This is a genomic window from Acidovorax sp. Q11, from assembly GCF_054950075.1.
In genome coordinates this window covers 17,352-41,958 of sequence record NZ_JBUDZG010000025.1, presented here as the reverse complement: position 1 = coordinate 41,958, position 24,607 = coordinate 17,352, and the positions used below count along the sequence as shown (strand labels likewise).

General features: G+C 64.7%; 24 protein-coding genes and 1 tRNA gene. 13 read left to right on the top strand and 12 right to left on the bottom strand.

Annotated elements, in window-relative coordinates:
* Window positions 1-30 precede the first annotated feature (30 nt).
* Window positions 31-1,263: a branched-chain amino acid ABC transporter substrate-binding protein gene (locus ACYZGB_RS17520; RefSeq protein ID WP_462390123.1), complete on the bottom strand. Its 1,233-nt coding sequence runs from the start codon at window positions 1,261-1,263 to the stop codon at window positions 31-33.
* A 266-nt stretch (window positions 1,264-1,529) separates the two neighbouring features.
* Window positions 1,530-3,173, bottom strand: a complete 1,644-nt coding sequence (locus ACYZGB_RS17515; RefSeq protein WP_462390122.1) for a 3-(methylthio)propionyl-CoA ligase — start codon at window positions 3,171-3,173, stop codon at window positions 1,530-1,532.
* 276 nt (window positions 3,174-3,449) lie between these two features.
* On the opposite strand from ACYZGB_RS17515, the gene ACYZGB_RS17510 reads away from it, so the two are divergent.
* A complete protein-coding gene (locus ACYZGB_RS17510; protein ID WP_462390120.1) occupies window positions 3,450-4,136 on the top strand; it encodes a Crp/Fnr family transcriptional regulator in 687 nt (228 codons plus the stop codon).
* Window positions 4,137-4,170: 34 nt separating this feature from the next.
* Here ACYZGB_RS17510 and ACYZGB_RS17505 read toward each other — a convergent pair whose 3' ends face one another.
* On the bottom strand, window positions 4,171-5,850 hold the full coding sequence (locus tag ACYZGB_RS17505) for a carboxylesterase/lipase family protein (protein WP_462390119.1): 1,680 nt from the start codon (window positions 5,848-5,850) through the stop codon (window positions 4,171-4,173).
* Between the two features lie 217 nt (window positions 5,851-6,067).
* Between ACYZGB_RS17505 and ACYZGB_RS17500 the strand changes: the two genes are divergently transcribed.
* From ACYZGB_RS17500 to ACYZGB_RS17475, 6 genes are all read left to right on the top strand, one after another.
* Window positions 6,068-7,108: an AraC family transcriptional regulator gene (locus ACYZGB_RS17500; protein WP_462390118.1), complete on the top strand. Its 1,041-nt coding sequence runs from the start codon at window positions 6,068-6,070 to the stop codon at window positions 7,106-7,108.
* Between the two features lie 70 nt (window positions 7,109-7,178).
* Entirely contained in the window at window positions 7,179-8,663 is a 1,485-nt protein-coding gene (locus ACYZGB_RS17495) for a protein adenylyltransferase SelO (RefSeq protein ID WP_462390116.1), read from the top strand.
* Window positions 8,660-9,073 carry a peptide-methionine (R)-S-oxide reductase MsrB gene (gene msrB / locus ACYZGB_RS17490; RefSeq protein ID WP_462390114.1) on the top strand — a complete coding sequence of 138 codons (414 nt, stop codon included), beginning with the start codon at window positions 8,660-8,662 and terminating at the stop codon, window positions 9,071-9,073. Before ACYZGB_RS17495 ends, msrB begins: the two co-directional genes overlap by 4 nt.
* Window positions 9,074-9,096: 23 nt before the next feature.
* On the top strand, window positions 9,097-9,636 hold the full coding sequence (locus ACYZGB_RS17485; protein WP_462390113.1) for a septation protein A: 540 nt from the start codon (window positions 9,097-9,099) through the stop codon (window positions 9,634-9,636).
* A 15-nt stretch (window positions 9,637-9,651) separates the two neighbouring features.
* Window positions 9,652-9,918 carry a BolA family protein gene (locus ACYZGB_RS17480; protein ID WP_462390111.1) on the top strand — a complete coding sequence of 89 codons (267 nt, stop codon included), beginning with the start codon at window positions 9,652-9,654 and terminating at the stop codon, window positions 9,916-9,918.
* A 68-nt stretch (window positions 9,919-9,986) separates the two neighbouring features.
* Entirely contained in the window at window positions 9,987-10,772 is a 786-nt protein-coding gene (locus ACYZGB_RS17475) for a foldase protein PrsA (RefSeq protein WP_462390109.1), read from the top strand.
* A 140-nt stretch (window positions 10,773-10,912) separates the two neighbouring features.
* On the opposite strand, the gene ACYZGB_RS17470 is transcribed toward ACYZGB_RS17475, so the two are convergent.
* The 4 genes from ACYZGB_RS17470 to ACYZGB_RS17455 all read right to left on the bottom strand — a co-directional run bounded on the left by ACYZGB_RS17470 (window position 10,913) and on the right by ACYZGB_RS17455 (window position 13,849).
* Window positions 10,913-11,725, bottom strand: a complete 813-nt coding sequence (locus ACYZGB_RS17470; RefSeq protein ID WP_462390107.1) for a DUF1624 domain-containing protein — start codon at window positions 11,723-11,725, stop codon at window positions 10,913-10,915.
* A gap of 163 nt (window positions 11,726-11,888) precedes the next feature.
* Window positions 11,889-11,965: transfer RNA gene (locus ACYZGB_RS17465), tRNA-Pro, on the bottom strand.
* Between the two features lie 208 nt (window positions 11,966-12,173).
* On the bottom strand, window positions 12,174-12,422 hold the full coding sequence (gene infA, locus ACYZGB_RS17460; RefSeq protein WP_063460522.1) for a translation initiation factor IF-1: 249 nt from the start codon (window positions 12,420-12,422) through the stop codon (window positions 12,174-12,176).
* A gap of 230 nt (window positions 12,423-12,652) precedes the next feature.
* Window positions 12,653-13,849, bottom strand: coding sequence for an HPP family protein (locus tag ACYZGB_RS17455; RefSeq protein ID WP_462390105.1), 1,197 nt, complete (start codon window positions 13,847-13,849; stop codon window positions 12,653-12,655).
* A gap of 470 nt (window positions 13,850-14,319) precedes the next feature.
* On the opposite strand from ACYZGB_RS17455, the gene ACYZGB_RS17450 reads away from it, so the two are divergent.
* The 6 genes from ACYZGB_RS17450 to asd all read left to right on the top strand — a co-directional run bounded on the left by ACYZGB_RS17450 (window position 14,320) and on the right by asd (window position 19,971).
* Window positions 14,320-15,507: an ABC transporter substrate-binding protein gene (locus ACYZGB_RS17450; protein WP_462390103.1), complete on the top strand. Its 1,188-nt coding sequence runs from the start codon at window positions 14,320-14,322 to the stop codon at window positions 15,505-15,507.
* A 114-nt stretch (window positions 15,508-15,621) separates the two neighbouring features.
* Entirely contained in the window at window positions 15,622-16,485 is an 864-nt protein-coding gene (locus tag ACYZGB_RS17445) for a branched-chain amino acid ABC transporter permease (protein WP_462390101.1), read from the top strand.
* Between the two features lie 82 nt (window positions 16,486-16,567).
* Entirely contained in the window at window positions 16,568-17,566 is a 999-nt protein-coding gene (locus tag ACYZGB_RS17440) for a branched-chain amino acid ABC transporter permease (RefSeq protein ID WP_462390099.1), read from the top strand.
* Window positions 17,559-18,332 (top strand): ABC transporter ATP-binding protein, encoded by a 774-nt coding sequence (locus ACYZGB_RS17435; RefSeq protein WP_462390097.1) that lies wholly within the window; start codon window positions 17,559-17,561, stop codon window positions 18,330-18,332. The genes ACYZGB_RS17440 and ACYZGB_RS17435 overlap by 8 nt, the downstream gene beginning before the upstream one ends.
* 1 nt (window position 18,333) lies before the next feature.
* On the top strand, window positions 18,334-19,047 hold the full coding sequence (locus tag ACYZGB_RS17430) for an ABC transporter ATP-binding protein (RefSeq protein WP_462390095.1): 714 nt from the start codon (window positions 18,334-18,336) through the stop codon (window positions 19,045-19,047).
* 72 nt (window positions 19,048-19,119) lie between these two features.
* Entirely contained in the window at window positions 19,120-19,971 is an 852-nt protein-coding gene (gene asd, locus ACYZGB_RS17425) for an archaetidylserine decarboxylase (protein WP_462390093.1), read from the top strand.
* 47 nt (window positions 19,972-20,018) lie between these two features.
* Here asd and ACYZGB_RS17420 read toward each other — a convergent pair whose 3' ends face one another.
* The 5 genes from ACYZGB_RS17420 to ACYZGB_RS17400 all read right to left on the bottom strand — a co-directional run bounded on the left by ACYZGB_RS17420 (window position 20,019) and on the right by ACYZGB_RS17400 (window position 24,596).
* Window positions 20,019-20,222 carry a hypothetical protein gene (locus ACYZGB_RS17420; RefSeq protein WP_462390091.1) on the bottom strand — a complete coding sequence of 68 codons (204 nt, stop codon included), beginning with the start codon at window positions 20,220-20,222 and terminating at the stop codon, window positions 20,019-20,021.
* Between the two features lie 134 nt (window positions 20,223-20,356).
* Complete coding sequence (gene hutG / locus ACYZGB_RS17415; RefSeq protein WP_462390090.1) at window positions 20,357-21,175, bottom strand: N-formylglutamate deformylase; 819 nt, start codon at window positions 21,173-21,175, stop codon at window positions 20,357-20,359.
* A 54-nt stretch (window positions 21,176-21,229) separates the two neighbouring features.
* Window positions 21,230-22,624: a formimidoylglutamate deiminase gene (locus ACYZGB_RS17410; protein ID WP_462390088.1), complete on the bottom strand. Its 1,395-nt coding sequence runs from the start codon at window positions 22,622-22,624 to the stop codon at window positions 21,230-21,232.
* The gene (gene hutI / locus ACYZGB_RS17405; protein ID WP_462390087.1) at window positions 22,621-23,898 is read right to left on the bottom strand and encodes an imidazolonepropionase; all 1,278 of its coding nucleotides are present in this window, start codon (window positions 23,896-23,898) and stop codon (window positions 22,621-22,623) included. Before hutI ends, ACYZGB_RS17410 begins: the two co-directional genes overlap by 4 nt.
* An 89-nt stretch (window positions 23,899-23,987) precedes the next feature.
* Window positions 23,988-24,596: a HutD/Ves family protein gene (locus ACYZGB_RS17400; RefSeq protein ID WP_462390154.1), complete on the bottom strand. Its 609-nt coding sequence runs from the start codon at window positions 24,594-24,596 to the stop codon at window positions 23,988-23,990.
* Between the last annotated feature and the right edge of the window lie 11 nt (window positions 24,597-24,607).

Genomic DNA, 24,607 nt, shown 5'->3' with positions numbered 1-24,607 from the left:
AGGTCGGGCCTCGAAGCGGTCACGCAGGACTTACGGACGCTTCATCTGGCACGACGTGGGCGTGCTGGCCACATAGGGCTCGTAGTACTTCACGGGCACAAAGGTGTAGCCAGTGTTTTCAGAGTCGATAGGGAACTTGCCACCGGCCTTCTCCCACTTCGAGATGAACAGACCTTGCTGCAGTTGGTGGTCGGTCTTGCGCATCTCGACCTCGCCGTTGAAGCTCTTGAACTTCATGCCTTCAAAGACGGCCGCCACCTTCACAGGGTCGGTGGACTTGGCCTTGGCAAAACCCTCCGACAGCATCGTGAACGCGTGGTACACGGCGCCTGTGTACATGTCGTCGTTGAACTTCTTCTTGTAGTCCACCACGATCTTGTTCAGCTCGCCCGGCAGGTTCATGTGGGCGTAAGCCACCATGTAGACGCGGCCTGACGCAGCGGCGCCCATGGCCGTGGGGCTGCCCGTGACGGAGCCGTAGTAGGTGTAGAAATTGACGTTGTTCAGGCCCGCGTCGTTGGCCGCCTTGATCAGCAGCGCGAGGTCCGAACCCCAGTTGCCAGTGATCACGCTGTCGGCACCCGAAGCCTTGATCTTGGCGATGTAGGGCGCAAAGTCGCGCACCTGGGCCAGGGGGTGCAGGTCGTCGCCGACGAACTGCACGTCGGGGCGCTTGCGCTGCATCATTTCCTTGGCGAACTTCGAGACCTGGTGACCGTGCGAATAGTTCTGGTTGATCAGGTAGACCTTCTTGACCTCGGGCAGGTCCTTCATATACGCCGTGAGCGCTTCCATCTTCATGGAGGTGTCTGCATCCAGGCGGAAGTGCCAGTAGCTGCACTTGCTGTTGGTGAGGTCTGGGTCCACGGCCGCGTAGTTCAGGAACAGGACTTCCTTGCCGGGATTGCGTGCGTTGTGCTTTTCCAGCGCGTCGATGATGGCCAGGGCCGGGCCAGAGCCGTTGCCTTGCACCACATAGCGCGCGCCTTGGTCCATGGCCGAGCGCAGTGCGCTGGTGGTCTCCTGCGGGCTGAGCTTGTTGTCGATGCCGATGATCTCGAATTTGACCCCTGCGGCGTTCTTCTTGTTGAACTCTTCGGAGATGAACTGGAAGCTCTTGAGCTGATTCGTTCCGACGGCTGCCATCAGGCCCGACAGCGGGTCCAGCCACGCGATCTTCACCGTCTCACCCTTTTGAGCGAACGCCGCGCCAGCGCTTGCCAGTATTAACGATGCCGCTACAGCCTTAATAGCAAATTTCATGGTTTTGTCTCCTAGTGAATCGACACAACGCAGCGTACCGCGTTGCAACAATGCGATGCTCAGGGATTGCCCCTACCAGCGTCGCACACGTGACTGAACTCGGTGTCACCCCCTGAGGCGCTGCGCGCCTTCCCCCTCTCCTTCGGGAGGGAGACGCACCCGGTGGCCTGGCAAAGCCAGCTCCACGGGTGCACTGGCCTGGGCCGCGCCAGTTTCGAAAGCCGCGAGGGCGATCAAGAGGGCTGGCGGGGCCAAGGACGCAGCTTTTACAAGCCTGGGAGCTTGTAATCCTTGAGCTGTTCGCGCAGTTTTGTCTTGAGCATCTTGCCGGTGGCACCCAGTGGAATGGCATCAACAAACACCACGTCATCCGGGATCTGCCACTTGGCGGTTTTGCCTTCGTAAAACGCCAGCAGCTCATCGCGTGTGACCTCGGTGCCCGGGCGCTTGACCACAGCCACGATGGGGCGCTCGTCCCACTTGGGGTGCGGCATACCCACACACGCTGCCATGGCAATCGCGGGATGCGCCATCGCAATGTTTTCGATGTCGATGGAGCTGATCCACTCGCCGCCCGACTTGATCACGTCCTTGCTGCGGTCTGTGATCTGCATGAAGCCGTCGGCATCAATGGTGGCCACGTCGCCCGTGGGGAACCAGCCACGGCCCTGCTTGTCCTTGACGAGCGGATGACCGCCTTCACCCTTGAAATAGCTGTCCACGATCCACGGGCCCTTGACCAGCAGGTCGCCGTAGGTCTTGCCATCCCAGGGAAGCTCTTCGCCATCTCCGCCGACGATCTTCATGTCCACGCCATAGATCGCGCGGCCCTGCTTGAGCAAGACCTTCATCTGCTCTTCCTTGGGCAGCGACAGGTGCTTGTTCTTGAGGGTGCACAGCGTGCCCAGTGGGCTCATCTCGGTCATGCCCCAGGCGTGCAGCACTTCCACGCCGTAGTCTTCCTTGAACGCGTGGATCATGGCCGGTGGGCAGGCCGAGCCGCCGATCACCGTGCGCTTGAGCGTGGAGAACTTCAGGCCTGCGGGCTTCATGTGGCCCAGCATCATCTGCCACACGGTCGGCACACCCGCGGCGTAGCTCACCTTTTCGGATTCGATGAGTTCGTAGATCGACTTGCCATCCATTGCCGGGCCGGGGAACACCAGCTTGCAGCCCGTGAGCGCCGCCGAATACGGGATGCCCCAGGCATTGACGTGGAACATGGGCACCACGGGCAGCACCGAGTCGCGGGCCGAGAGGCACATCACATCGGGCAGCGCGGCAGCATAGGCATGCAGCGTGGTCGAGCGGTGGCTGTAGAGCGCGGCCTTGGGATTGCCCGTGGTGCCGCTGGTGTAGCACATGCTCGATGCCGAGTTCTCGTCAAATTCGGGCCAGGCGTAGTCGGCCGAATGGGCGCCAATCCAGTCTTCATAGCTCGCCAGCCCTGGAACCCCGGAATCTGCAGGCAGCTTGTCGGTGTCGCACAGGGCCACCCACTTCTTCACGGTGGGGCATTTGGCGTGCACGGCCTGCACCAGGGGCAGGAAGGTGAGGTCAAAACACAGCACCTGGTCTTCGGCATGGTTGACGATCCAGGCGATCTGGTCGGGGTGCAGTCGGGGGTTGACGGTGTGCAGCACACGGCCCGAGCCGGAGACGCCGAAGTACATCTCCATGTGGCGGTAGCCGTTCCAGGCCAGCGTGGCCACGCGGTCGCTGAACTGCAGTTGCAGATCGTCCAGCGCGTTGGCCAGACGGCGTGCACGTGCCGCCAGGTCGCGGTAGGTGTATCGATGAATGTCACCCTCTACCCGCCGGGAGACGATTTCGGCGTCGCCATGGTGGCGTTCTGCGAACTCGATCAGCGACGAGATCAGCAACGGTTGACTTTGCATCAGGCCCAGCATGGGTGCTCCTTGAATGTTGTAGTGAAGGGAAAGATCATGGTAGCGCGAGGCATTGGCCCCCGGTGTCTCCAAAGTCATGCAACCAGGCCACTGAAATCCATCGAACCACCAGGCGCCGCGCCACCCGCCAGCGGCTTTGCCACGCAACGCCTGGCTCCCCACGGCAGGCCGCCAGTGTGCGCCGCACACGCGCGGCTGCCAACACCTGTCGTCCCATTGACAAAGCCCAAGGGATTACCCTGAACCCGGCGCCACAGTGCAGCGACAATCGCGCACATGCTCAGCACCCTGCCTCCTGCTCCGCGCTTCATTTCGGCCCAGCCCTGGTTTGCCAGCGTGCCAGCCGCGTTGCAGGAGCGTCTGCGCGACGAGGTGTTTGCCGTGCAGGGCGACAAGGGCGCCGTCATGATGCCTGCGGGCAGCGCGGTGGAGGGCTGGCATGCGGTGCTGTCGGGCCTGGTGATGCTGCAGAGCCCCGCCAGCAAGGGGCGGTCGTCGGCCTTCATCGGCGTGCCGGACGGCGAGTGGTTTGGCGAGGGCTCGGCCATGAAACCCGAGCCACGCAAGTACAACGTGGTGGCACTGCGGCCCACCACGCTGCTGTGCCTGCCGCTGCCACTGTTTGCCACGCTGCGCGAGAGCAGCCTGGCGTTCAACCAGTTCCTGGTGCAACACCTGAACATGCGGCTCGGGCAGGCCATGACCATCATCGAGGCCGGCCGCACGCAGTCGCCCGAGCACCGCGTGGCCCTGTACCTGAGCCGGTTGTTCTGGCGCAGCACGCGCAGGCTCAACCTCACGCAGGACGAGCTGGGCCAGTTGGTGGGCCTGTCGCGCCAGACGGTGAACCGCGTGCTGCGCACGCTGGAGGAACTGGGCATCGTGTCGCTGGATTTCGGCAAGGTGGCCATCGTGGACGACGAGGCGCTGGGTGCATACCTCACGGCCACGGCTGCAGCATGAACAGACATGGGAAACAGCATCAGGCGCTGGGTCTTCACTGAACGCTCAGGCGCGTGGCCTTCTGGTCCGCATCGAAGATGAACTTGCGCGGCCAGGGCTGCCACTCCTGGCCCAGGCCGGCGTGGTTGGGGTTGCCGGTGTGCACGAAGGCGCGCACGCTGTCCATCATCACGCCAGAGAGCGCGAGGCGGCCGGTCTGGTTGGCCGTGCTGTTGGCGGCCTTGGCCAGCAGGGACGGGCCGAAGTTGCCAAAGACAAAGGGCAGGTCAAAGCCATGGGCAGCACCGTACACATCGTTCCAGGGTGCAGGCTGCTGGGCCCAGTTGAACTGGTAGCTCCACACGTTGGCTTGCTGGGTGCGCAGTGTGCCCAGCAGGTTGTCGCGGCTGGGTTCAAAGAACACGCTGCCCAGCAGTTTCATGCGTGCGTTGTAGCCCGTGGATGGCGCCGCGATCGGCAGGTACGAAGGGTCAATGATGTCGGCCACCGTGAGCGTGGTGGGGGCATCCGGGTTGAAGCCCTGCGTCATCGCAAAACGCTCCGCATCGCTGATCTTCAGGCCCGGCTTGCCACCCAGCAGCGCCAGGAAAGGCGCGAAGAGCTTGGCCTCGTCCTGGGTGTAGCCCGAGAGCACGGGCACCTTGTGGTAGCGGCCCGCTGCAATCTCCGCGATGGGGTTGGTCGGCACCACCACACCGTCAGGAATCGGCCCCGACCCCGTGAGCCCCTTTTGCAGAACTGTCTGCAGCACCACACGGCCGTCCTTGCCGCGCAGGTAGCTGGCGGTTTGCGCAGGCGTCCAGCCCGCCACCAGCGTGGCAGCGGCGGCAGCATCGGGCGCCAGGCCGTCGGCCAGCGCCAGCGCGGCCAGCAAGGCCCCTGACTGCGCTGCGTACTTCGATGCCGGATTGAGCGTGGGGATGGAGCCCGCTGGCAGGTTGCTGGCCAGCGAGATGCCTCCGCTGATGGGCACGATCTTGTGGAAAAGGCCTGCGGCCTGGGGCGCGGTGAGCAGCGCCAGGACGTTGATGGCGCCCGCCGACTGCCCCATCAGCGTCACATTGGCTGCATTGCCGCCAAACTTGGCGATGTTGCGCTGGATGAAGGTCAGCGCCTGCACATTGTCCAGCAGCGCATAGTTGCCCGTGTACGCCTGGCTGCCGCTCTGTAGTTGCGGCAGTTGGAGAAAGCCCAGCACATCCAGCCGATAGTTGGCCGTGACCACCACGGCATTGGCCGCGCGCGCCAGTGTGGCGCCGTCGTACACCGGGTCGGCCGTGTAGCCCGAGATGGCACTGCCGCCATGCAAGAAGAGCAGCACCGGCAGGTTGTCCTGATTGGTCGCAGGGCGCCAGATGTTCAGCGTCAGGCAATCCTCGTTGCCCACGGGCGTGCCCAGGGTCTGGCCAATGGTGTCGTCAAAGCGGTTGTTGGCCCCGGGCCCGTACAGGCGCCCCATCTGCAGGCAGGCATTGCCAAAACGCGTGGCGCTGCGCTCACCGGCCCAGGCAGCGGGCTCCACAGGTGGCTGCCAGCGCAAGTCCCCCACGGGTGGCTTGGCAAAGGGCATGCCCTTCCAGGCATAGGTGCCCGTCACGGCGCTATCGTCCACGCCGCGCACGGTGCCGTACACCGTCTCACGCACCTCGGGCGCAGAGCCCGAGCCACCACCACAACCAGCCAGGGCCAGCACGACACCACCGCCCCCAGCCATGGCACACGCTTGCGCACATCGATCATGTCTTGTCTCCTGTGAGTTCTAGAATGGATCTGGCCTCAGCGAAGCGTCACACTTGCGGCAGGGCCCGACCTCGGCGACGATTGTGTGAATGCATCGCCGCTGGCCCACTATCGCAACCACGCCAAAACAGTGACTTCAGAACACCACCCTCGCGTTAACCCTGAGTGGGAAGCCTGCCCATGAACCACCCATGACCCAGCGCACCAGCTCCGCCGCATGGGTGCGTGGCATTGCGGACATGTTTGCGGCAGAAGGGCTGCCAGCGGCCGACCTGTGCACCGAAGCCGGTATCGACCTGCCGGGTCTGCAGCAGCAGCCTCAGACCCGCGTGGATGTGGACCGCGTGAGCCGGCTCTGGGAAGCCGCAGCGACGCGCTACGGCCAACCCGGCCTGGGCCTGGAGCGGGACCTGGCAGCGCGGTACGGCAATGTGGACCTGGTGGGCTACGCGCTGGCCTCCGGCCCCAACCTGCTGATCGGCTTTGAACACCTGCAGCGGCAGATGGCGCTGATCTCGGACGCCACCACCTTTGAAATGAAGCGCGACCCGCGTGGCCAGGGCTACTGGCTGGTGCTCAGCCACATCGGCGCCACGCGGCCCATTCCGCGCCAGCGCATCGAGTTCGCGGTGCTCACCCTGTTCACACTGTGCTGCTGGCTGACCCGGCGCGATCTGGTGCCCCTGGCTGTAGAACTGATCACCCCCCCACCTGGCGAAGACGGTCGGTATCGTGCCGCGTTTGGCGTCACGCCGCTCTTTGGCCAGCCCGCCAACCGTTTCCTGCTCTCCGAAGCCGATCTGCGCGCCCCCATCCCCACCCACAACCCCGGTCTGTGGACATTGCACGAACGGCTGGTCGAAACCGAGCTGGACCAGCTCGGCCAGACGCTGGCCAGCACCCGCGTCCGCACCGAAATCGCGCGCGTGCTGCACCTGGGCGAGCCCCGGCGCGAGGACATTGCCGCACGCCTGCACCTGACCGACCGCACCCTGCAGCGGCGCCTGCAGGCCGAGTCGGTGAGCTACCAGCAACTGCTGGACGACACCCGCCGCGAACTCGCGTGCCAGCACCTGAGCGATGAGCGCCGCAGCCTGGCCGAGATTGCCGACCTGCTGGGTTTTGCAGACCAGAGCAACCTGTTCCGCGCCTGCAAGCGCTGGTTTGGCATGCCGCCTGGGCAGTACCGCACACAGCTGCTGGCGGAGCCGGAGGCAGCGCCCACCTCCTGAGAATCCATAGCGGCAACGCCCCATGGCCTTGCCAGCCTTGCGCCATCCACGGTGCGAGACAATTGCGGCCATGAACCTGAGCGCCGACCACAGCGAAACCGCCGCCGACCTGGGACTGGCCTGGAACCACCGCTTCGCCGACCTGGGGCCCGCCTTCCATACCGAACTGCGCCCCACCCCACTGCCCGCCCCCCACTGGGTGGGCACCAGCCCCGATGTGGCACGGCTGATCGGGCTCGACCCATCCTGGCTCGGTAGTGACGAAGCCTTGCAGGCCTTTACCGGCAACACGCTGCTGGCGGGCTCGCGCCCCCTGGCCAGCGTGTACAGCGGCCACCAGTTCGGCGTCTGGGCCGGGCAACTGGGCGACGGCCGGGCCATCCTGCTCGGCGAGACGGCCAACGGCCACGAAATCCAGCTCAAGGGCGCGGGCCGCACGCCCTACTCCCGCATGGGCGATGGCCGGGCGGTGCTGCGCTCCAGCATCCGTGAGTTCCTGTGCAGCGAGGCCATGCATGGGCTGGGCATTCCCACCTCGCGCGCGCTGTGCATCACCGGCTCGCCAGCGCCGGTGCGGCGCGAAGAGATCGAGACCGCCGCCGTGGTCGCACGCGTGGCGCCCAGTTTTGTGCGTTTTGGCCACTTTGAGCACTTTGCCGCCAACGGCCAGGAAGCCCCGCTGCAAAAGCTGGCCGACTATGTCATCGACCGCTACTACCCCGAATGCCGCGATACCACGGAATTCAGTGGCAATGCCTACGCCGCCCTGCTGCAGGCTGTGAGTGAACGCACCGCGCGCCTCATGGCCCAGTGGCAGACCGTGGGCTTTTGCCATGGGGTGATGAACACCGACAACATGAGCATCCTGGGCCTCACGATCGACTACGGCCCGTTCCAGTTTCTGGACGCTTTCGTGCCCGGCCATGTGTGCAACCACAGCGACACGCAGGGCCGCTATGCCTACAACCGCCAGCCCAATGTGGCGTATTGGAACCTGTTCTGCCTGGCGCAGGCACTGCTGCCACTGATCGGCGACGAGGAACTGGCCAAGGCGGCACTGGAGTCTTACAAGACGGTGTTCCCGCAGGAGTTCATGGCCCTCATGCGCGCCAAGCTGGGCCTGACCACGGTGCACGAAGAGGACGCCACACTGATCGACGGCATCTTGTTGCTTCTCGCAAAAAATGGCGTGGACTACACCATCTTCTGGCGCCGGCTCTCGCATGCCGTGGGCAGCGGCGATTTCGAGCCGGTGCGCGACCTGTTTGCCGATCGCGCGGCCTGCGATGCATGGTTGCTATCATATTCAGAGCTACAAAAGCATGATGATCGAGCGGCAGCGGCCAATTTAATGCTCGAAACCAACCCCAAATTCGTGCTGCGCAACCACCTGGGCGAGCAGGCCATCCGCGCGGCGAAACTTGGCGACTTCAGCGAACTCCAAACCCTGCAGCGGCTGCTGGAGCGCCCCTTCGACGAGCACCCCGGCCACGAAGCCTACGCCGCCTTTCCGCCCGACTGGGCGTCTTCCATCGAGATCAGCTGTTCATCATGACCCATCCCATCCAAAAGACCGACGCCGAATGGCAAGCCGTGCTGCGCGAAAAAGGCGCCGAGCCTGTGGCCTTCCAGGTCACACGCCACGCCGCCACCGAGCGCCCCTTCACCGGCAAGTACGAGACCCACTGGGCCGATGGCAGCTACCACTGCATCTGCTGCGATGCCAAGCTGTTTGACTCGGACACCAAGTTCGACGCAGGCTGCGGCTGGCCCAGCTTCTCCCAGGCCATCCCCGGCGCCATCACCGAAATCGTGGACCGCAGCCACGGCATGGTCCGCACCGAGACGGTGTGTGCACAATGCGGGGCCCATCTGGGCCATGTGTTCGAAGATGGACCGGCCCCCACCGGCCTGCGCTATTGCATGAACTCCGCGTCGCTCGATTTCGAATCCGACCAGGGCTGACCGCCGAGAATTTCCCCGACTCCATGAAAATCCTGATCGACTTCTTCCCCATCCTGCTGTTCTTCGGGGCCTACAAGTTCTATGGCATCTACGTGGGCACGGCCGTGCTCATGGCCGCCACCGTGGTGCAGATGGGCCTGATCTACGCCATCGACCGCCGCCTGCAGACCATGCACAAGGTCACGCTGGTGCTCATCCTGCTGTTTGGCACGCTCACGCTCGTGCTGCAGGACGACCGGTTCATCAAGTGGAAGCCGACGGTGCTTTACGGTGCCATGTCTCTCGCGCTGGCCGTGGCCCTGTGGGCGATGAAGAAGAACTTCCTCAAGATGCTGCTGGGCAGCCAGCTGGAGCTGCCCGACCGGGTGTGGTTGCGGCTCAATGTGGCGTGGATCGTTTACTGCGCCTTCATGTCCGCCATCAACGCCTATGTAGTGGTCAACTTCAGCACCGAGGCCTGGGTGGACTTCAAGCTCTGGGGCTATGCCTTCCCGCTGGTCTTCCTGATCGGCCAGGGCATCTACATCGCGCCGCACCTCAAGGGCGACGAGCCCGCAGCCTGAGCCCAGGAGATAGCCATGAACTCCCTCTCCATCGCCCAGCAGATGCACCAGGCCCTCATCCAGCGGCTTGCCCCCACCGCCCTCGAAGTGCTGGACGAAAGCGCCGCCCATGCAGGCCACGCCGGGGCCAACGGCACCGGTTTTGGCACGCATTTCCGGGTCCGCATTTCGTCACCTTTGTTTACAGGCAAGCCCCGCGTGGCACAGCACCGCCTTGTGTATGATGCGCTGCAAGAATTTATTGACCAAGGCGTACACGCCCTTGCCATTGAAGTTCTCTGAACCGGCCTCAGATAGCAAATCGCCGGATTTCAGCTGGCACAAAACAACCTCTCATTTTTGGATTTCGCATGAAGAAACAGCTCCTGTCCGGCCTCGTGGCCGCTGCCGTGCTGGGCTCGATGGCCCTGCCCGCTTCCGCCCAGAACGTTGCCATCGTCAACGGCAAGGCCGTGCCGAAAGAGCGCGTTGAGGCGCTCAAGCAGCAGGTGGAACGCTCGGGCCGCCCGGTGACGCCCGACATCGAAGGCCAGATCAAGGAAGAAGTGATCGCCCGCGAAATCTTCATGCAGGAAGCGCAAAAGCGCGGCCTGGAAGCTTCGGCCGACTACAAGGCCCAGATGGAACTGGCCCGCCAGAGCATCCTGATCCGCGAACTGTTCGCCGACTACCAGAAGACCAATCCGGTGACCGACGCCGAAATCCAGGCCGAATACGACAAGTTCGTGGCAGCCAACGGTGGCAAGGAATACAAGGCCAGCCACATCCTGGTGGAGAAGGAAGCCGACGCCAAGGCCATCATCGCGTCCATCAAGAAGGGCGCCAAGTTCGAAGACATCGCCAAGAAGCAATCCAAGGACCCAGGCTCCGGCGCCAAGGGTGGTGACCTGGACTGGGCCAACCCTGCCAGCTACGTGAGCGAATTCACCGAAGCCCTGGTCAAGCTCGAAAAGGGCAAGATGACCGACGCCCCCGTGAAGAGCCAGTTTGGCTACCACGTCATCCGCCTGGACGATGTGCGCCAGGCTCAGTTGCCCAAGCTGGAAGAAGTCAAACCCCAAGTGGCGCAACAACTGCAGCAGCAAAAGCTGGCAAAGTTCCAGGAAGACCTGCGCGCCAAGGCCAAGGTCGAATAATCAGGCTCGGCCCGCATCCGCAGGGATGCCCCCCAAAAAAAACGCGGCCCAGGCCGCGTTTTTTTATGCCCGCTGGAAACGATTTGCCACCAGCAACTCACTCACAGAGCCGCCTGTTCTCGCCATCAGCCAGTCGGAAGCTACGACCGGCCCAGCCACCAGGCCACCGCCATCAACAGACCAATCATCACCGGTTGGTGAAGCATGTAGTAACTCAGGCTCCAGCGCCCCAGAACCGACAAGGGCCGAACGATGCCGGGCAGTGACCGCGAAAGCAGCACCGACTGGCGAGCCAGCATCCACTGGCCTGCAGCCAGCCCCCACCACATCACGCCCAACCAAGGGAACACAGGCACATAGTCTTCAGTGAAAGGTTTGCGGGACACCAGCCCCAGCCAGTTGAAGGCCCGGCCGTTGAACCAGGGCGCCGCCTCCGACCAACTGCCCGCCAGCAGATGCTGCGCCAAGGGCGGCAGGACCACAGCCACCAGCCCTGCCAGCCACAGCCACCGCCCCCAGCCAGATGTGCACCGGGCAACGAGCAGCATCACGGCCATGCCGTGCAAAACCCCGAAGTAAATGAAGCTCTGCGGAAACATGGCAAACGAGCCCAGTGTCACCAGCAGCGCACAGCCCGCGATCTGCATCCAGCGGCGCACGAAACGCTGCCACCCCTGCCCCTGATGCCACGCTATGGCCTGCCCCAGCCCGGCACAGAAAAGAAAAAGGCTCACGATGAAGGTGCGCTGCGTGGTCCAGAACGGGTCCACGCGGAAGTTCTGTGGCCAGAAACCAAAATGGCTCAGGTCAAAACAGAAGTGGAAGGCGGTCATCCACACCATCGCCAACCCTCGCAGAGCATCCACCGCGTCATAGCGCTGGCCGGTGGTGGTCGGGGTGCCCGTCCAAGGGCTTGAGGCGGAAGACGGGGAGACAGGCAGAGGACGTTTCATGGCGTGGCCGGTCGGGCGGGCGATTGAACGGATGCGCCTCAGGCTTCCGCGCCATCCGGGACGCCCCGATGGTAAGGATTTTTTCCCCTGTCGCTCACCTGCCCGGAACCCCAACAGGCAAGAAAAAAGGCCTTGCAGCATGTGCTGCAAGGCCTTCAAACATTGGTCGGAGCGGCGGGATTCGAACTCGCGACCCTCTGCTCCCAAAGCAGATGCGCTACCAGGCTGCGCTACGCTCCGACAGCTCGTATTCTAACCCGCCAATTTCCTGTTTTTTGGTTCGATGCCTGCTTTTTTCATTTTTTTGAAAAGCAGCTGGCACTCCCAGCAAACCGAAAATCCACAGCCCCTGGCAAAGCCGTGCGAGGACGAGAGAACAACAAGAAACGGATCAGCCCTTCAGGCTGAAAAAGACCAATGAAACCGATGAATCAAGCCAGGCGATGGCTTAGCGGCTGCTCGGGCCGGGGCCACGGCCAGCCAGATGGCGGAAGGTGATGCGGCCCTTGGTCAGGTCGTAGGGCGACATTTCCAGGGACACCTTGTCACCCGCCAGGATGCGGATGTGGTGCTTGCGCATCTTGCCGCCGGTGTAGGCGATCAGTTGGTGACCGTTGTCCAGCGTGACGCGAAAGCGCGAGTCGGGCAAGACTTCCGTGACGGAGCCTTGCATTTCAATGAGTTCTTCTTTGGCCATGTTCTTTATCTCTTCAAAACTAATATTCTGCGATCAGCGCCTGAACGCTTGGTGCATACACCACGGCAGCTACGACGTGGTCGGTGCTCGACACACGGTGCATTGCGGGCGGTGGGAGTCGCTGCACCCGGGGCGCAGATCAGGCAGACGGCCGGGGGAGACGGCTTCAATGGACAGGCAAAAGCGCTGTGCAAAGCCTGTCGATTGTACCGCGATGCGCCCTGTTGTGCCTATCGGCGCGTTTGGGCGGTAGCGGGTGGGCCGTCGCGCCCCTGCACAGCCACGGCCAGCGTGCGCACCAGATCCGTCTGAGTGATCACGCCCACCAGGCAATCGTCTGCGTCCACGATGGGGATGTGGTGGTGGCCCCCTTGGGAAAACAGCGGCACCAGATCCATGGCGTGCTGCTCCACACGGGCCACCTGCACGGGGTGGGACATGATCTCACCCACGCTCTGAGGCTGGCCGCTGCGCCCCATGACCAGGGTCCGCAGGCGCTGCCCCAGTCCTTCATGCACATCCAGGTTGGCCAGGCGCATGAAGTCCGCCACGGTCACGATGCCCACCACCAAGCGCTGCGCATCCACCACAGGCAGCGCCTTGATCTGCTCAGCACGCATCAGGGCCCAGGCCTCCTTCAGCGAGATGCCCGCCTCCACCGCCAGCGGAGGCCGGGACATGATGTCCGAACAGCGCACCTCCCCCAGCGTCCGCTGGAACGCTGCGCGGCCTGCCAGGTGCAGCAACCCCTCCAGATCGGCGCGGCTCACGTCCAGCACCTGGTTGTAGTGCGCCAGCGCCGCATCCACGTCCGATGCCGTGAAGGCACCCTGGGCCACATCGGTGCGCGCCACCATACGCTGCGGGTGGGGGTAGCGGCGCCCGGTCAGGCCGTTGTAGACCACGGCAGTCACCAGCAACACCACCACGTTGAACAGAATCGGAAACGCCGCCAGGTGCCAACCATCGCCCGCCGTGAGCACCACATACAGCGCCATGGCACCGCCCGGTGGGTGCAGGCAGCGCAGCGGCACCATGAGCGCAATGGCCAGACCCACAGCCACCGCCCCGGCCCACACGGGATCGGGAATCAGCGCCGCACAGAGCCCGCCCACCAAAGCGGACAAAGTGCTGCCACCCAGCACAGGCCAGGGCTGGGCCAGCGGGCTCGACGGCATGCCAAACACCAGCACCGCACTGGCCCCCAGCGAAGCCACCATCCAGGGCCCCGCACCGCCACCACCCGCCCACCAGCGACTCAGCCAGGCGGTCAACAGCACGCCGACCACCGCCCCTGCGATAAAGCGCAGCCGCTCTCGGCCATCAATGCCCAGTGGTGCAGGCCAGAAATGGCGCAGCCAGCGGGCCATGCGCGTGCGTGCTGGCAGGGCCGAAGAAGACGGGGGTGGTGGAGCGGAAAAAGACATGAACAAAGAGGAAGCGCAGCCGCGCCCCATTCGGCAGCAAAACAGTCGGTGCCCAAGAAGCGCGCAGCGCGCTATAGCTCTTAAGTGTCGCCGAGGTCGGCATCAAGCAAGACCCGGGCCTCACAAGCCCTCACACCACGGCCCCGCAGCCGCACCCGATCATCAGGGACAGGGAGGGGCTACCTATGCTCGAAACTACTGATATTGGGGGCTACAAACAGCCTGCACGGCCTCAAAATCATGATCTATACTGCACAAAACACCGATAAATGCACTTTAGTTCATGTTTGTTTGTACGATGGCCAACATCCAGCCTCCTCGACCTGCAGGTCGTGCTGGGATGGGCAATCGTGGCCACTGTCGCATTGGTAAGGCACGACCCGTTCGCCCCGGTACGGGTAACCCATAGGTATTCACCACGGAATGCTTGAAGTAAATTACTTTAAGCCTAAACAAAGGAGACCCATCCCATGACCACCCGCCGCCTCGTCATCAGCCGCAGCGCCGCCCTTGTGGGCGCAGCATCCACAGGGCTGCTGCTGCCCTCCATCGTGCGCGCCCAAAGTGGCAAGGTGCGTGTGGGTTTCATGCTGCCCTACACCGGCACCTTTGCCCAACTGGGCGTGGCCATCGAGAACGGCGTACGCCTGGCGATCGACCAGCAAGGCGGCAAGCTGGGCGGCCGCGAGATCGAGTGGTTCAAGGTAGACGATGAGTCCGAACCCAGCAAGGGCGTGGAGAACGCCAGCAAGCTGGTCCAGCGCGACAAGGTGGATGTGCTGATCGGCACCGTGCATTCGGGCGTGCAGATGGGCATCCAGAAGGTGGCGCGCGACACCGGCGTGCTCAACCTCATCCCCAATGCAGGCGTGCATGCTGCCACCCGCGCGCTGTGCGCCCCCAACGTGTTCCGCACTTCGTTCAGCAACTCGCAGCCTACGCTGGCGCTGGGCAAGGCGATGGTCGAAAAGGGCCACAAGAAGGCCGTGTGGATCACCTGGAAGTACGCAGCCGGCGATGAGGCCTTTGAAGGCTTCAAGCAAAGCTACACCGCTGCGGGCGGCACCATCATCAAGGAGCTGGGCCTGCCCTTCCCCAACGTGGAGTTCCAGGCGCTACTCACCGAAATCGCCGCGCTCAAGCCCGATGCCGTGGCCTGCTTCTTTGCCGGTGGCGGCGCGGCCAAGTTCATCCGCGACTACGCTGCTGCGGGCCTCAAGGACAAGATTCCTCTGTACGGCTCGGGCTTCCTGACCGAAGGGGTGCTTGAAGCGGCAGGCCCTGCGGCCGACGGCATCATCACCACCATGCACTACAGCGACTCGCTGGACACGCCGCGCAACAAGCAGTTCCGCCTGGAATATGCCAAGACCTTCCGCAGCCAGCCCGACGTGTATGCGGTGCAGGGCTACGACACCGGCCTGCTGCTGGTGCAAGGCGCCAACGCGGTCAAGGGCGATCTCTCTGCCAAGGCTGCCGTCATCAAGGCCATGGAAAGTGCCACCATCGACAGCCCGCGCGGCAAATGGACCATGAGCAAGGCACACAACCCTGTGCAGGACATCTACCTGCGCCAGGTGGAAAACAAGGAAAACAAGGTGATCGGCGTGGCAGCCAAGGCATTGGCTGACAGCGGCGCTGGCTGCAGGATGGGCTGACCCGCTGCAAGCGGGGCATCCCATCCGTCCACCCGCCCGGCCACTGTGCCGGGCGCCCTGCTGTCGGCTGCGCGCCGAACAGCCTGATCTTTTGCACCCCGACCACGGCACCCGATGGACTTCGCCACCTTCCTGATTCAGTTGCTCAACAGCGTGCAGTACGGCCTGCTGCTGTTCATGCTGGCGGCCGGCCTCACGCTGATCTTCGGGATCATGGGCGTGGTGAACCTGGCGCATGGCAGCTTCTACATGCTGGGGGCTTACCTCGCTTATTCGCTGTCGGGGCACTTCGGCAGCCTTGCGCTTGCCATCCTGGGCGGAGCCCTGCTCTCGGTGGTGTTTGGGCTGGCGCTGGAGTGGCTGCTGTTCCGCCACTTCTACCACCGCGACCACCTGGACCAGGTGCTGCTGACCTTCGGCCTGATCTACATTTTTGAAGAGCTGCGCTCCATCCTCTGGGGCGACGATGTGCACGGTGTGCCCATTCCCAAGGTGCTGGATTGGTCGATTCCGCTGACCGACACACTCTCCTACCCGGTCTACCGGCTGTTCATCTCGGGCGTGTGCATCGCCCTGGCCGTGGCGCTGTACCTGTTGATCTCCAAGACCCGTCTGGGCATGAAGATCCGCGCCGGGGCCTTCAACCGCGACATGGCCGAGTCGCTGGGCGTGAACATCAAGCTCATTCATGCCATTGTGTTTGCGCTGGGCGTGGGCCTGGCGGCGGTGGCGGGCATGGTGGCGGCGCCGGTCTCCAGCGTCTACCCCAACATGGGCTCGTCGGTGCTCATCATGTGTTTTGTGGTGGTGGTGATCGGCGGCATCGGCTCGGTGCGTGGTGCGCTCATTGCTGCACTGCTCGTGGGGCTGGTGGACACCTTTGGCAAGGTGCTGCTGCCATCGATGGCCGGGATGCTCGTCTACATGCTGATGGCAGCGGTGCTGCTGTGGAAACCTGAAGGCCTTTTTAAGCAATGATTACCCCCACGCTCGTCACTTCGTGTATTTCGCTGCCCCCCAAGGGGGCCTTCGCTGCCTTGGGGCGGCCCGGCGGCAACTCATGAGCACCCCCCGCGCCAATATCGAAGTGCTGCCCCGCAGTGTGCAGTTTGCCCTGGCACTCGGGCTGGCTGCGCTGCTGCTGTTCCCCGTGGTGGGCAGCGACTTCTACGTGCAGATGGTCACACGCATGATGATCATGGCCATTTTTGCGATGAGCCTGGATCTGCTGCAGGGCGTGACCGGCCTGGTGTCGCTGGGCCATGCCGCCTACTTTGGCGTAGCGGGCTACGCGCTGGCCTTTCTCACGCCCGCCGACACGCCAGTGAGCCTGTGGTGGTCGCTGCCGCTGGCCGTTGCCGGTGCCGGGCTGGTGGCGCTGGTCATCGGCTTTTTTGTGGTCCGCACCCACGGCATCTACTTCATCATGGTCACGATGGCGTTCGCGCAGATGGTGTTCTACCTGTTCTTCGACAACAAGGTGCTGGGCGGCTCGGACGGGCTGTACATCAACTTCCGGCCCGATGCCTCCATCTTTGGATGGCTGCCTTTTGACCTCGAAGGCCGCAAGACCTTCTACTACTTCACGCTGGCGCTGGTGGTCATCGTCTATTTACTGCTGCGCCGCCTGCTCTGGAGCCCACTGGGCCGCGCACTTTCGGGCATCCGCATCAACGAGCACCGCATGCGCGCCATGGGTTTTGGCACGCAGGGCTACAAGCTCACTGCATTCACCGTGGCGGGTGCGCTGGCAGGCCTGGCGGGCTACCTGTGGGGCGCACAGACGGGCTACGTGAACCCTGAGCTGATGGGCTTTCACATGAGCGCGCACGCCATCATGATGATCATCCTGGGCGGCATGGGCAATTTTGCGGGAGCCATCGTGGGAGCGTTCGCGTTCGAGTACCTGCTGCATGTGTTCAAGGACATCACCAAACACTGGCAGCTGCTGATGGGCAGCTTCATCGTGCTCGTGGTGTTGGCCGCACCGCGCGGGCTGTTGGGCATGCTGGGGCAGCGCCGGGCCGCCAAGGCGCAGGAGGACTCTCACCATGGCTGACGCTCTGCTCTCGGCCCGCCAACTCACCAAGCGCTTCGGCGGCCTGGCTGCCGTCAATGGTGTCTCGGTGGACCTCTCGCGCGGCCAGATCCACGCCGTGATCGGCCCCAACGGCGCGGGCAAGTCCACGCTGACCAACCTGCTCTCGGGTGACCTGCCCCCCACCTCAGGCCAGGTGCTGCTGGGCGGCACCGAAGTGACGGGCTGGGCGCCCGAGCGCATATCGCGCCAGGGCCTGGGCCGCAGCTACCAGAAGACCAACATCTTCCTGCCGCTCACCGTGCACGAGAACGTGCGCCTAGCCGCCCAGTCGCGCGATGCGCAGCAGCCCTGGAACCCGCTGCGCTGGTGGCAGGACACGCGTGCAAACACTATCAAAAACAGAGCTACCAACGCCCGTCTGGAGGGCGCAATCGAGCTTTCGGGCCTCAAAGACCGGCGTACAGCGATTGCCGGGGCCATGAGCCACGGTGAGCAGCGCCAGCTGGAGATCGCCATGACCCTGGCCACCGAGCCCCAGGTCCTGCTGCTCGACGAGCCCCTGGCCGGCATGGGCGTGGCCGAGGCCGAGCGCATGGTGGACCTGCTGCAGCGCCTCAAGCCCGCCCACGCCATCATGCTGGTGGAGCACGATATGGATGCCGTGTTTGCGCTGGCCGACCGTCTCACGGTGATGGTCAACGGCGAGGTGATTGCGCATGGCACACCGCCCGAGGTGCGCGCCGATGCCACCGTGCAGGCGGCCTACCTCGGAGAGGACCACTGAGATGACCACTCCATGGATCGATGCCAAGGGCATCCACACCTTCTACGGCAGCAGCCACATCCTGCACGGCATTGATTTCGCCGTGGGCCAGGGCGAGACCATCGGCCTCATGGGCCGCAACGGCATGGGCAAGAGCACCCTGCTCAAGTCTCTGATGGGCCTGGTCAAGCCCCGCTCGGGCAGCGTGGCCGTGGCGGGCCGCGACGTGACGGGCAAACCGCCCTACGAGGTCGCTCGCCTGGGCATTGCCTACGTGCCCGAAGGCCGTGGCATCTTTGGCAACCTCAGCGTGGTCGAGAATTTGCAGATGGCCGCACGCGCTGGCACACGCGGCCAGCGCGACTGGACTTACGAGCGCGTGCTGGAGACCTTCCCGCGCTTGAAAGAGCGTCTGGGCCATGGCGGCCAGCAGCTCAGCGGCGGCGAGCAGCAGATGCTGACCATCGGCCGTGCGCTGATGACCAACCCCGACGTGCTCATCCTCGACGAGGCTACCGAGGGCCTGGCGCCGCTGATCGCCCGCGAGATCTGGCGCATCTGCAGCCTCATCAAGGACAGCGGCATCAGCAGCGTGATCGTGGACAAGAACTGGAAGCACGTCACGCAGATCACCGACCGCAACATCATCCTGGTCAAGGGCCAGGTGGTGTTTGAGGGCAGCTCGGACGCACTGCATGCACAACCGCAGTTGCTGGAGCAGTACCTCGGCGTCTGACCCTGTGCGGGCGGCAGCGGCCCCACCGTGCACCGATAGAATCATTCGCTTTCGTCTTTGAGGGGTTCGCCCGTGTCCGATCGCCTGGCAGTTCTGCCGCAATACCTGATGCCCAAGCAGGCAATGACCGCCCTTGCGGGCAAGTTCGCATCGGCCCGGCTGGGGGGGCTCACCACTTCGGTGATCCGCTGGTTTGTGGGCCGCTACAACGTGAACATGGGCGAGGCGGCCAACCCTGACATCACAAGCTACACCAGCTTCAACGACTTCTTCACGCGGGCACTGAAAGACGGCGCGCGCCCGCTGGCCGATGCCGACCTGATCTGCCCCGTGGACGGCGCTATCAGCCAGTTCGGTCCCATTGCCAAGGACCAGGTCTTCCAGGCCAAGGGCCATTCGTACTCCACCACCGCCCTGGTGGGCGGCGATGCCACGCTGGGTGCGCGCTTCGAGAACGGCCACTTCGCCACGCTGTACCTGAGCCCGCGCGACTACCACCGCATCCACATGCCCTGCGCGGGCGAGCTGACGCGCATGATCTATGTGCCTGGTGACCTGTTCTCGGTCAACCCCACCACCGCGCGCGGCGTGCCCGGCCTGTTTGCGCGCAACGAGCGCGTGGTCTGCGTGTTCGAGTCGGCCCAAGGGCCGTTTGTGCTGGTGCTGGTGGGCGCCACCATCGTGGGCAGCATGGCCACCGTGTGGCATGGCCAGGTGAACCCACCCCGCCCCGGCACACTGCGCCAATGGGACTACGCGCCCGGCCAGGTGCGCCTGCAAAAGGGCGAAGAGATGGGGCGCTTTCTGCTGGGCTCCACCGTGGTGATGCTGTTCCCGGAGGGTCCGCTGCAATTCAACCCGCAGTGGACGCCCGCACGGTCCATTCAGCTGGGTGAAGTGATGGCCCAGCGGGCGGCGGACTGACGAGAGGGGCTTGCTGCCGGGCTGCTGCGCGGCAATGCAGCACGGACTTACGCCGGCACCCGGCTGAGCTGAAACGCACTGGGCTCCAGCTGGAGCGTGTCGGGGTGCACGGGGGCCTCACGCCCCACCAGGTGCACCATCAGGCCACCGCGCCGCACCACCACATGGCTCACCGTTTCGCGGCTACCCCCCAGGTGGACGACCGCGCCAGGCTTGAACAAAGGCATGTAGTAATAAGCCGCAGTTTCCATAAGGATGCGGCTCCTTCCGCACAGGTGGCCAGGTGGCACACCGCACGGCCTGCAAAAAAGCTGAGGCCGTTCGAACCATCCTAGCACCGATCCCCGACCCTACCGCGCTATCGGAAGGTAAAGCCAGGGAGGGATCAGCCCTGGACTTGCGCCTGCGCAAACCCCAGTGCGGCCTGCAGCAAGCGCTGCAGGTGCGGCTGCACCCCCGCTGCCACCTCGGGCAGGTAGTCAAAGGGCAGAACCTCCTGCATGTAGCTGCACTGGGTCATCTCCAGCTGCACCGCGTGGATGTTCTGCGCGGGCTGGCCGTAGTGGCGCGTGATGTGGCCGCCCTTGAAGCGGCCATTGAGCACACCGGTGTAGCCGGGTGCCGACTGCGCAATGGCCAGCAGCGCCTGCGCCAGTGCCGGGTCGCAGCTGGCGCCGTCGGCCGTGCCCAGGTTCAGGTCGGGCAGCTTGCCCTCAAAAAAGCGCGGCAGCACAGAGCGGATGGAATGCGCATCCCACAGCACCGCCACGCCGTGCTGCGCGCGGATGCGGTCCAGCTCGGCACGCAGCTGGGCGTGGTATGGCGCCCAGACCGCGTCGCGGCGAGCAGCGACCTCCGCATCGTCCGGCACATCGCCTTGTGCATAGATAGGCGTGTCGTCGAAGGTGTCCACCGGGCACAGGCCCGTGACGCTCTGGCCGGGGTACAGGCTCGCACCATCAGGCGGACGGTTCAGGTCCACCACATAGCGCGAATGCGTGGCCACAAGGATGGATGCGCCCATGTCTTTGGCAAACGCATACAGCCGCTCCATGTGCCAGTCGGTATCGGGCACCTGGCGAGCTTCGCCGGTGAAGCGCGCAGCCAGCGCGGGCGGCACGTAAGTTCCCGCGTGTGGCATGGAGATGAGCAAGGGCGCGGTGCCCTGGTGGAAGGTGAACGGTGGGGGAGCGGTATCGGTCATGGCAAAGAAGAAAGTGCAGGCAGAACGGATTGAGTCAGTCAGTCAGTCAGTCAGTCAGTCAGCGGCAATGGTGGCCGAGCGCGCAGCCAGGAAAGCCTGCGCCCCCGTGTCGTGCAGGGCATGGCGACCTTGCGACACACGCTGCACACCGGCCACCCAAAGGCTGTCGATGGCGGACGTGCGGTGGCTGCCAAACACGTGCGCCGACAGCATGCTGGGTGCGGGCAGGCCGCCCAGGGCCACATGCTGCGCATCCAGCACCACCAAGTCGGCCTGCTGGCCCACCGCCAGGCCATGGATGGCGCGGCCCGATGCCTGCGCCCCGCCCGATACGGCCTGCAGGGTCATGGCGGTGGCCACCTCGGGCTGCGACGCCGTAGCCAGCACATTGCGCTGCCGCAGCGACAGGCGCTGGCCATACTCCAGCATCAACAGCTCCTCGGCCGCGTTCACGCAGGCGTGGCTGTCCGACCCCACGCCCCAGCGCCCGCCGTGCTGCAGCCACAGCGGCATGTCGAAGATGCCGTCGCCCAGGTTGGCCTCCGTGGTGGGGCAGATACCGGCCACAGCACCCGTGCGCGCGGCATCGGCATACTCCTGCGGCGTCATGTGCGTGGCATGCACCAGGCACCAGCGTTCGTCCACGGGCGCGTGCTCCAGCAGCCATTGCACGGGGCGCTGACCGCTCCATGCGATGCAGTCCTCCACCTCTTGTGTCTGCTCTGCGATGTGGATGTGAATGGGGGCCAGGGGGTTCAGCGCCGTGAGGCCCTGTACGGCGGCAGCCAGGCTATCAGGCGGCACGGCGCGCAGTGAATGCGGGGCTAGGCCCAAAACACCGCCCTGCGCCCGCGTGGCGGGCGCCAGCCGCTCCAATAATGAGAGCATGTTGTCGGTGCTGCGGATAAAGCGGGCCTGGTCGGCACGCGGCGGCTTGGCGCCAAACCCGCTGGTCTGGTAAAGCACCGGCAGCAGCGTGATGCCGATGCCCGCGTTGTGTGCCGCACGCAGCAGCGCCAGCGACAGCGTGGCGTCGTCGGCATACGGCGTGCCGCCCTGGTCGTGGTGCACGTAGTGGAACTCGCACACGCTGGTGTAGCCCGCCTCCAGCATCTCCACATACAGCCAGGTGGCAATGGCCTCCAGCGATTCGGGCGTGATGCGCGCGGCAAAGCGGTACATCAGGTTGCGCCAGCTCCAGAAGCTGTCTTGGCTCTCGCCCCGGTATTCCGTGAGCCCTGCGAATGCACGCTGAAACGCGTGCGAATGCAGGTTGGGCATGCCGGGCAGCACGGGGCCGGGTGCCACGGCAGCGCCGTTCGGCTGGGCGTTGGGTGTGACGGCAGTGATGCGCCCTGCCCCGTCCCAGGCCACGAGCACATCGCGCGCCCAGCCGGTGGGCAGCAAAGCATCGACTGCGAAAAGCTGGCGTTGAAGCGGCTCGCTCATGGCATGACTCCGTGGATGCGCCCCTGCCGCACGATGGTGCAGGCGGGCTTGTGGCCAAACCAGTAGGCCAGCTCGGCCGCCTCGCCCACGGGCCACAGCACGAAGTTGGCGGGTCGGCCCGATGCAATGAGGCCGTGGGAATCTTGCAAGCCCAGCGCGCGCGCGGCATGGGTGGTGATACCGGCCAGCGCCTCGGGCACCGTCAGGCGGAACAGCGTGCAGGCCATGTTGGCCATGAGCAGCAGGCTGAGCGCTGGCGATGTGCCCGGGTTGTGGTCAGTGGACACCGCCATGGGCACACCGGCCTCGCGCAGCTGCGCAATCGGCGGCAGGTGCGTGTCGCGCAACGTGTAGTAGGCGCCGGGCAGCAGCACGGCCACGGTGCCTGCGGCCTTCATGGCAGCGACGCCGTCGGCCGACAGGTGCTCGATGTGGTCGCACGACAGCGCGCCATAGCGTGCTGCCAGTGCCGAGCCGCCCATGTCCGACAGCTGCTCGGCATGCAGTTTGACGGGAATGCCCAGCTTTTGCGCAGCCTGGAAGACTTGGCTTGTCTCGGCCAGCGTGAAGGCGATGCGTTCGCAGAACACATCCACCGCATCCACCAGGCCCTCGGCGGCCAGCGCGGGCAGCATCTCCTTGCAGACCAGGCCGACATAGGCTTGGCTGCGGCCTGCGTACTCGGGCGGCAGGGCGTGCGCGCCCAAAAAGGTGGTGCGCACCGTCACGCCAAACGCCTCGCCCAGACGGCGGGCCACGCGCAATTGCTTGCGTTCGTGCTCCAAGGCCAGGCCGTAGCCGGACTTGATCTCGATGGCGCATACGCCTTCGGCCAGCAGGGCCTGCAGGCGCGGCGCGGCCTGGTCAAAGAGTTCGTCTTCGGTGGCAGCGCGCGTGGCCTTCACCGACGAGACGATGCCCCCACCCGCCTTGGCCACTTCTTCATAGGTGGCACCGGCCAGGCGCATGGCGAATTCGTTGGCACGCTGACCACCATAGACCAGGTGCGTGTGGCAGTCCACCAGCCCGGGGGTGGCGAGTGCGCCCCGCGCATCATGGCGCGGCAATGCCTGGTAGGCGGCAGGCAACTGCGCCTCGGGCCCCACCCAGGCCATCTGGCCTTGCTGCACCACCACGCAGGCGAGATGGCCCTCGGGCACGGGCACATCGGCCACCCACAGGCCGGGCGCGGGTTTCAGGTTCTGCCACACGCCATCGGCGTTCTGGCTGGTGGCCCATCCATTGGGGTGACTGGGGTTGTCCTTGTGTTGCATCTGCCTGCCCACCCGTGGGCTCCATGTTGTATGCTATACAAATAATAGCTACCAGCGCTTATCCATCAGGCGGTGGCGGCCATTTTTATTCAATTTTTGGGGTCTGCACCGCGCTGCAAGGCGATCCAGACCAGTGCGGGCGCATCGGCGTCGGCCCCCGCATGCAGCGGCTCCAGTTGGCCCGGCGTTGCACCGCCCTCACCCGCCCACCAAAAGCCCTGCCCTGCCGCCAACGCACGCGGCCCGGCGCCCTGCGCCACCCATTGCCAATCGCCCTGCAGCACCAGGCACAGGCCTGCGGGTGTGTCGCCGGGCGACTGCGCATCGCTTACCACCTGCAGCGGGCCCTGCCACAGGCCCCTCCGTTGCATGAGGTTGAAGTCCTTGGAGGTGCCGCCCAGCATGGCGCCATCCACTGCGTCATCGCCCGAGAACGCAAACGGTTGCCAGCGCTGCTCCAGCCGGTGCTCCCAGCCAGGGCTGCGCAGGTGCAGGCCGTCACCGCCCAGCAGCATGATCTGGCGATCAATGGCCGGGAAGACCGAGAACGGCCCGGGCCGGTCCACCGTGGCCAGGCTCACGCGCCACTCAAAGCTGTTCATGTCTGCGCCGGGGGGCCAGCAGGCCAGCTCCTGCGTGCTGCCGCCGCCGTTTTTCCAGGGCATGCTGGGCGTGGTGACCAGATCAAAAAATTGCATTGCCATCGGTG

What these genes read in the sequence shown, in the direction of transcription:
- ACYZGB_RS17520 (WP_462390123.1), bottom strand. Translation starts at nt 1,263, where the DNA reads ATGAAATTTGCTATTAAGGCTGTAGCGGCATCGTTAATACTGGCAAGC.
- ACYZGB_RS17515 (WP_462390122.1), bottom strand. Translation starts at nt 3,173, where the DNA reads ATGCTGGGCCTGATGCAAAGTCAACCGTTGCTGATCTCGTCGCTGATC.
- ACYZGB_RS17510 (WP_462390120.1), top strand. Translation starts at nt 3,450, where the DNA reads ATGCTCAGCACCCTGCCTCCTGCTCCGCGCTTCATTTCGGCCCAGCCC.
- ACYZGB_RS17505 (WP_462390119.1), bottom strand. Translation starts at nt 5,850, where the DNA reads ATGGCTGGGGGCGGTGGTGTCGTGCTGGCCCTGGCTGGTTGTGGTGGT.
- ACYZGB_RS17500 (WP_462390118.1), top strand. Translation starts at nt 6,068, where the DNA reads ATGACCCAGCGCACCAGCTCCGCCGCATGGGTGCGTGGCATTGCGGAC.
- ACYZGB_RS17495 (WP_462390116.1), top strand. Translation starts at nt 7,179, where the DNA reads ATGAACCTGAGCGCCGACCACAGCGAAACCGCCGCCGACCTGGGACTG.
- msrB (WP_462390114.1), top strand. Translation starts at nt 8,660, where the DNA reads ATGACCCATCCCATCCAAAAGACCGACGCCGAATGGCAAGCCGTGCTG.
- ACYZGB_RS17485 (WP_462390113.1), top strand. Translation starts at nt 9,097, where the DNA reads ATGAAAATCCTGATCGACTTCTTCCCCATCCTGCTGTTCTTCGGGGCC.
- ACYZGB_RS17480 (WP_462390111.1), top strand. Translation starts at nt 9,652, where the DNA reads ATGAACTCCCTCTCCATCGCCCAGCAGATGCACCAGGCCCTCATCCAG.
- ACYZGB_RS17475 (WP_462390109.1), top strand. Translation starts at nt 9,987, where the DNA reads ATGAAGAAACAGCTCCTGTCCGGCCTCGTGGCCGCTGCCGTGCTGGGC.
- ACYZGB_RS17470 (WP_462390107.1), bottom strand. Translation starts at nt 11,725, where the DNA reads ATGAAACGTCCTCTGCCTGTCTCCCCGTCTTCCGCCTCAAGCCCTTGG.
- infA (WP_063460522.1), bottom strand. Translation starts at nt 12,422, where the DNA reads ATGGCCAAAGAAGAACTCATTGAAATGCAAGGCTCCGTCACGGAAGTC.
- ACYZGB_RS17455 (WP_462390105.1), bottom strand. Translation starts at nt 13,849, where the DNA reads ATGTCTTTTTCCGCTCCACCACCCCCGTCTTCTTCGGCCCTGCCAGCA.
- ACYZGB_RS17450 (WP_462390103.1), top strand. Translation starts at nt 14,320, where the DNA reads ATGACCACCCGCCGCCTCGTCATCAGCCGCAGCGCCGCCCTTGTGGGC.
- ACYZGB_RS17445 (WP_462390101.1), top strand. Translation starts at nt 15,622, where the DNA reads ATGGACTTCGCCACCTTCCTGATTCAGTTGCTCAACAGCGTGCAGTAC.
- ACYZGB_RS17440 (WP_462390099.1), top strand. Translation starts at nt 16,568, where the DNA reads ATGAGCACCCCCCGCGCCAATATCGAAGTGCTGCCCCGCAGTGTGCAG.
- ACYZGB_RS17435 (WP_462390097.1), top strand. Translation starts at nt 17,559, where the DNA reads ATGGCTGACGCTCTGCTCTCGGCCCGCCAACTCACCAAGCGCTTCGGC.
- ACYZGB_RS17430 (WP_462390095.1), top strand. Translation starts at nt 18,334, where the DNA reads ATGACCACTCCATGGATCGATGCCAAGGGCATCCACACCTTCTACGGC.
- ACYZGB_RS17420 (WP_462390091.1), bottom strand. Translation starts at nt 20,222, where the DNA reads ATGGAAACTGCGGCTTATTACTACATGCCTTTGTTCAAGCCTGGCGCG.
- hutG (WP_462390090.1), bottom strand. Translation starts at nt 21,175, where the DNA reads ATGACCGATACCGCTCCCCCACCGTTCACCTTCCACCAGGGCACCGCG.
- ACYZGB_RS17410 (WP_462390088.1), bottom strand. Translation starts at nt 22,624, where the DNA reads ATGAGCGAGCCGCTTCAACGCCAGCTTTTCGCAGTCGATGCTTTGCTG.
- hutI (WP_462390087.1), bottom strand. Translation starts at nt 23,898, where the DNA reads ATGCAACACAAGGACAACCCCAGTCACCCCAATGGATGGGCCACCAGC.
- ACYZGB_RS17400 (WP_462390154.1), bottom strand. Translation starts at nt 24,596, where the DNA reads ATGCAATTTTTTGATCTGGTCACCACGCCCAGCATGCCCTGGAAAAAC.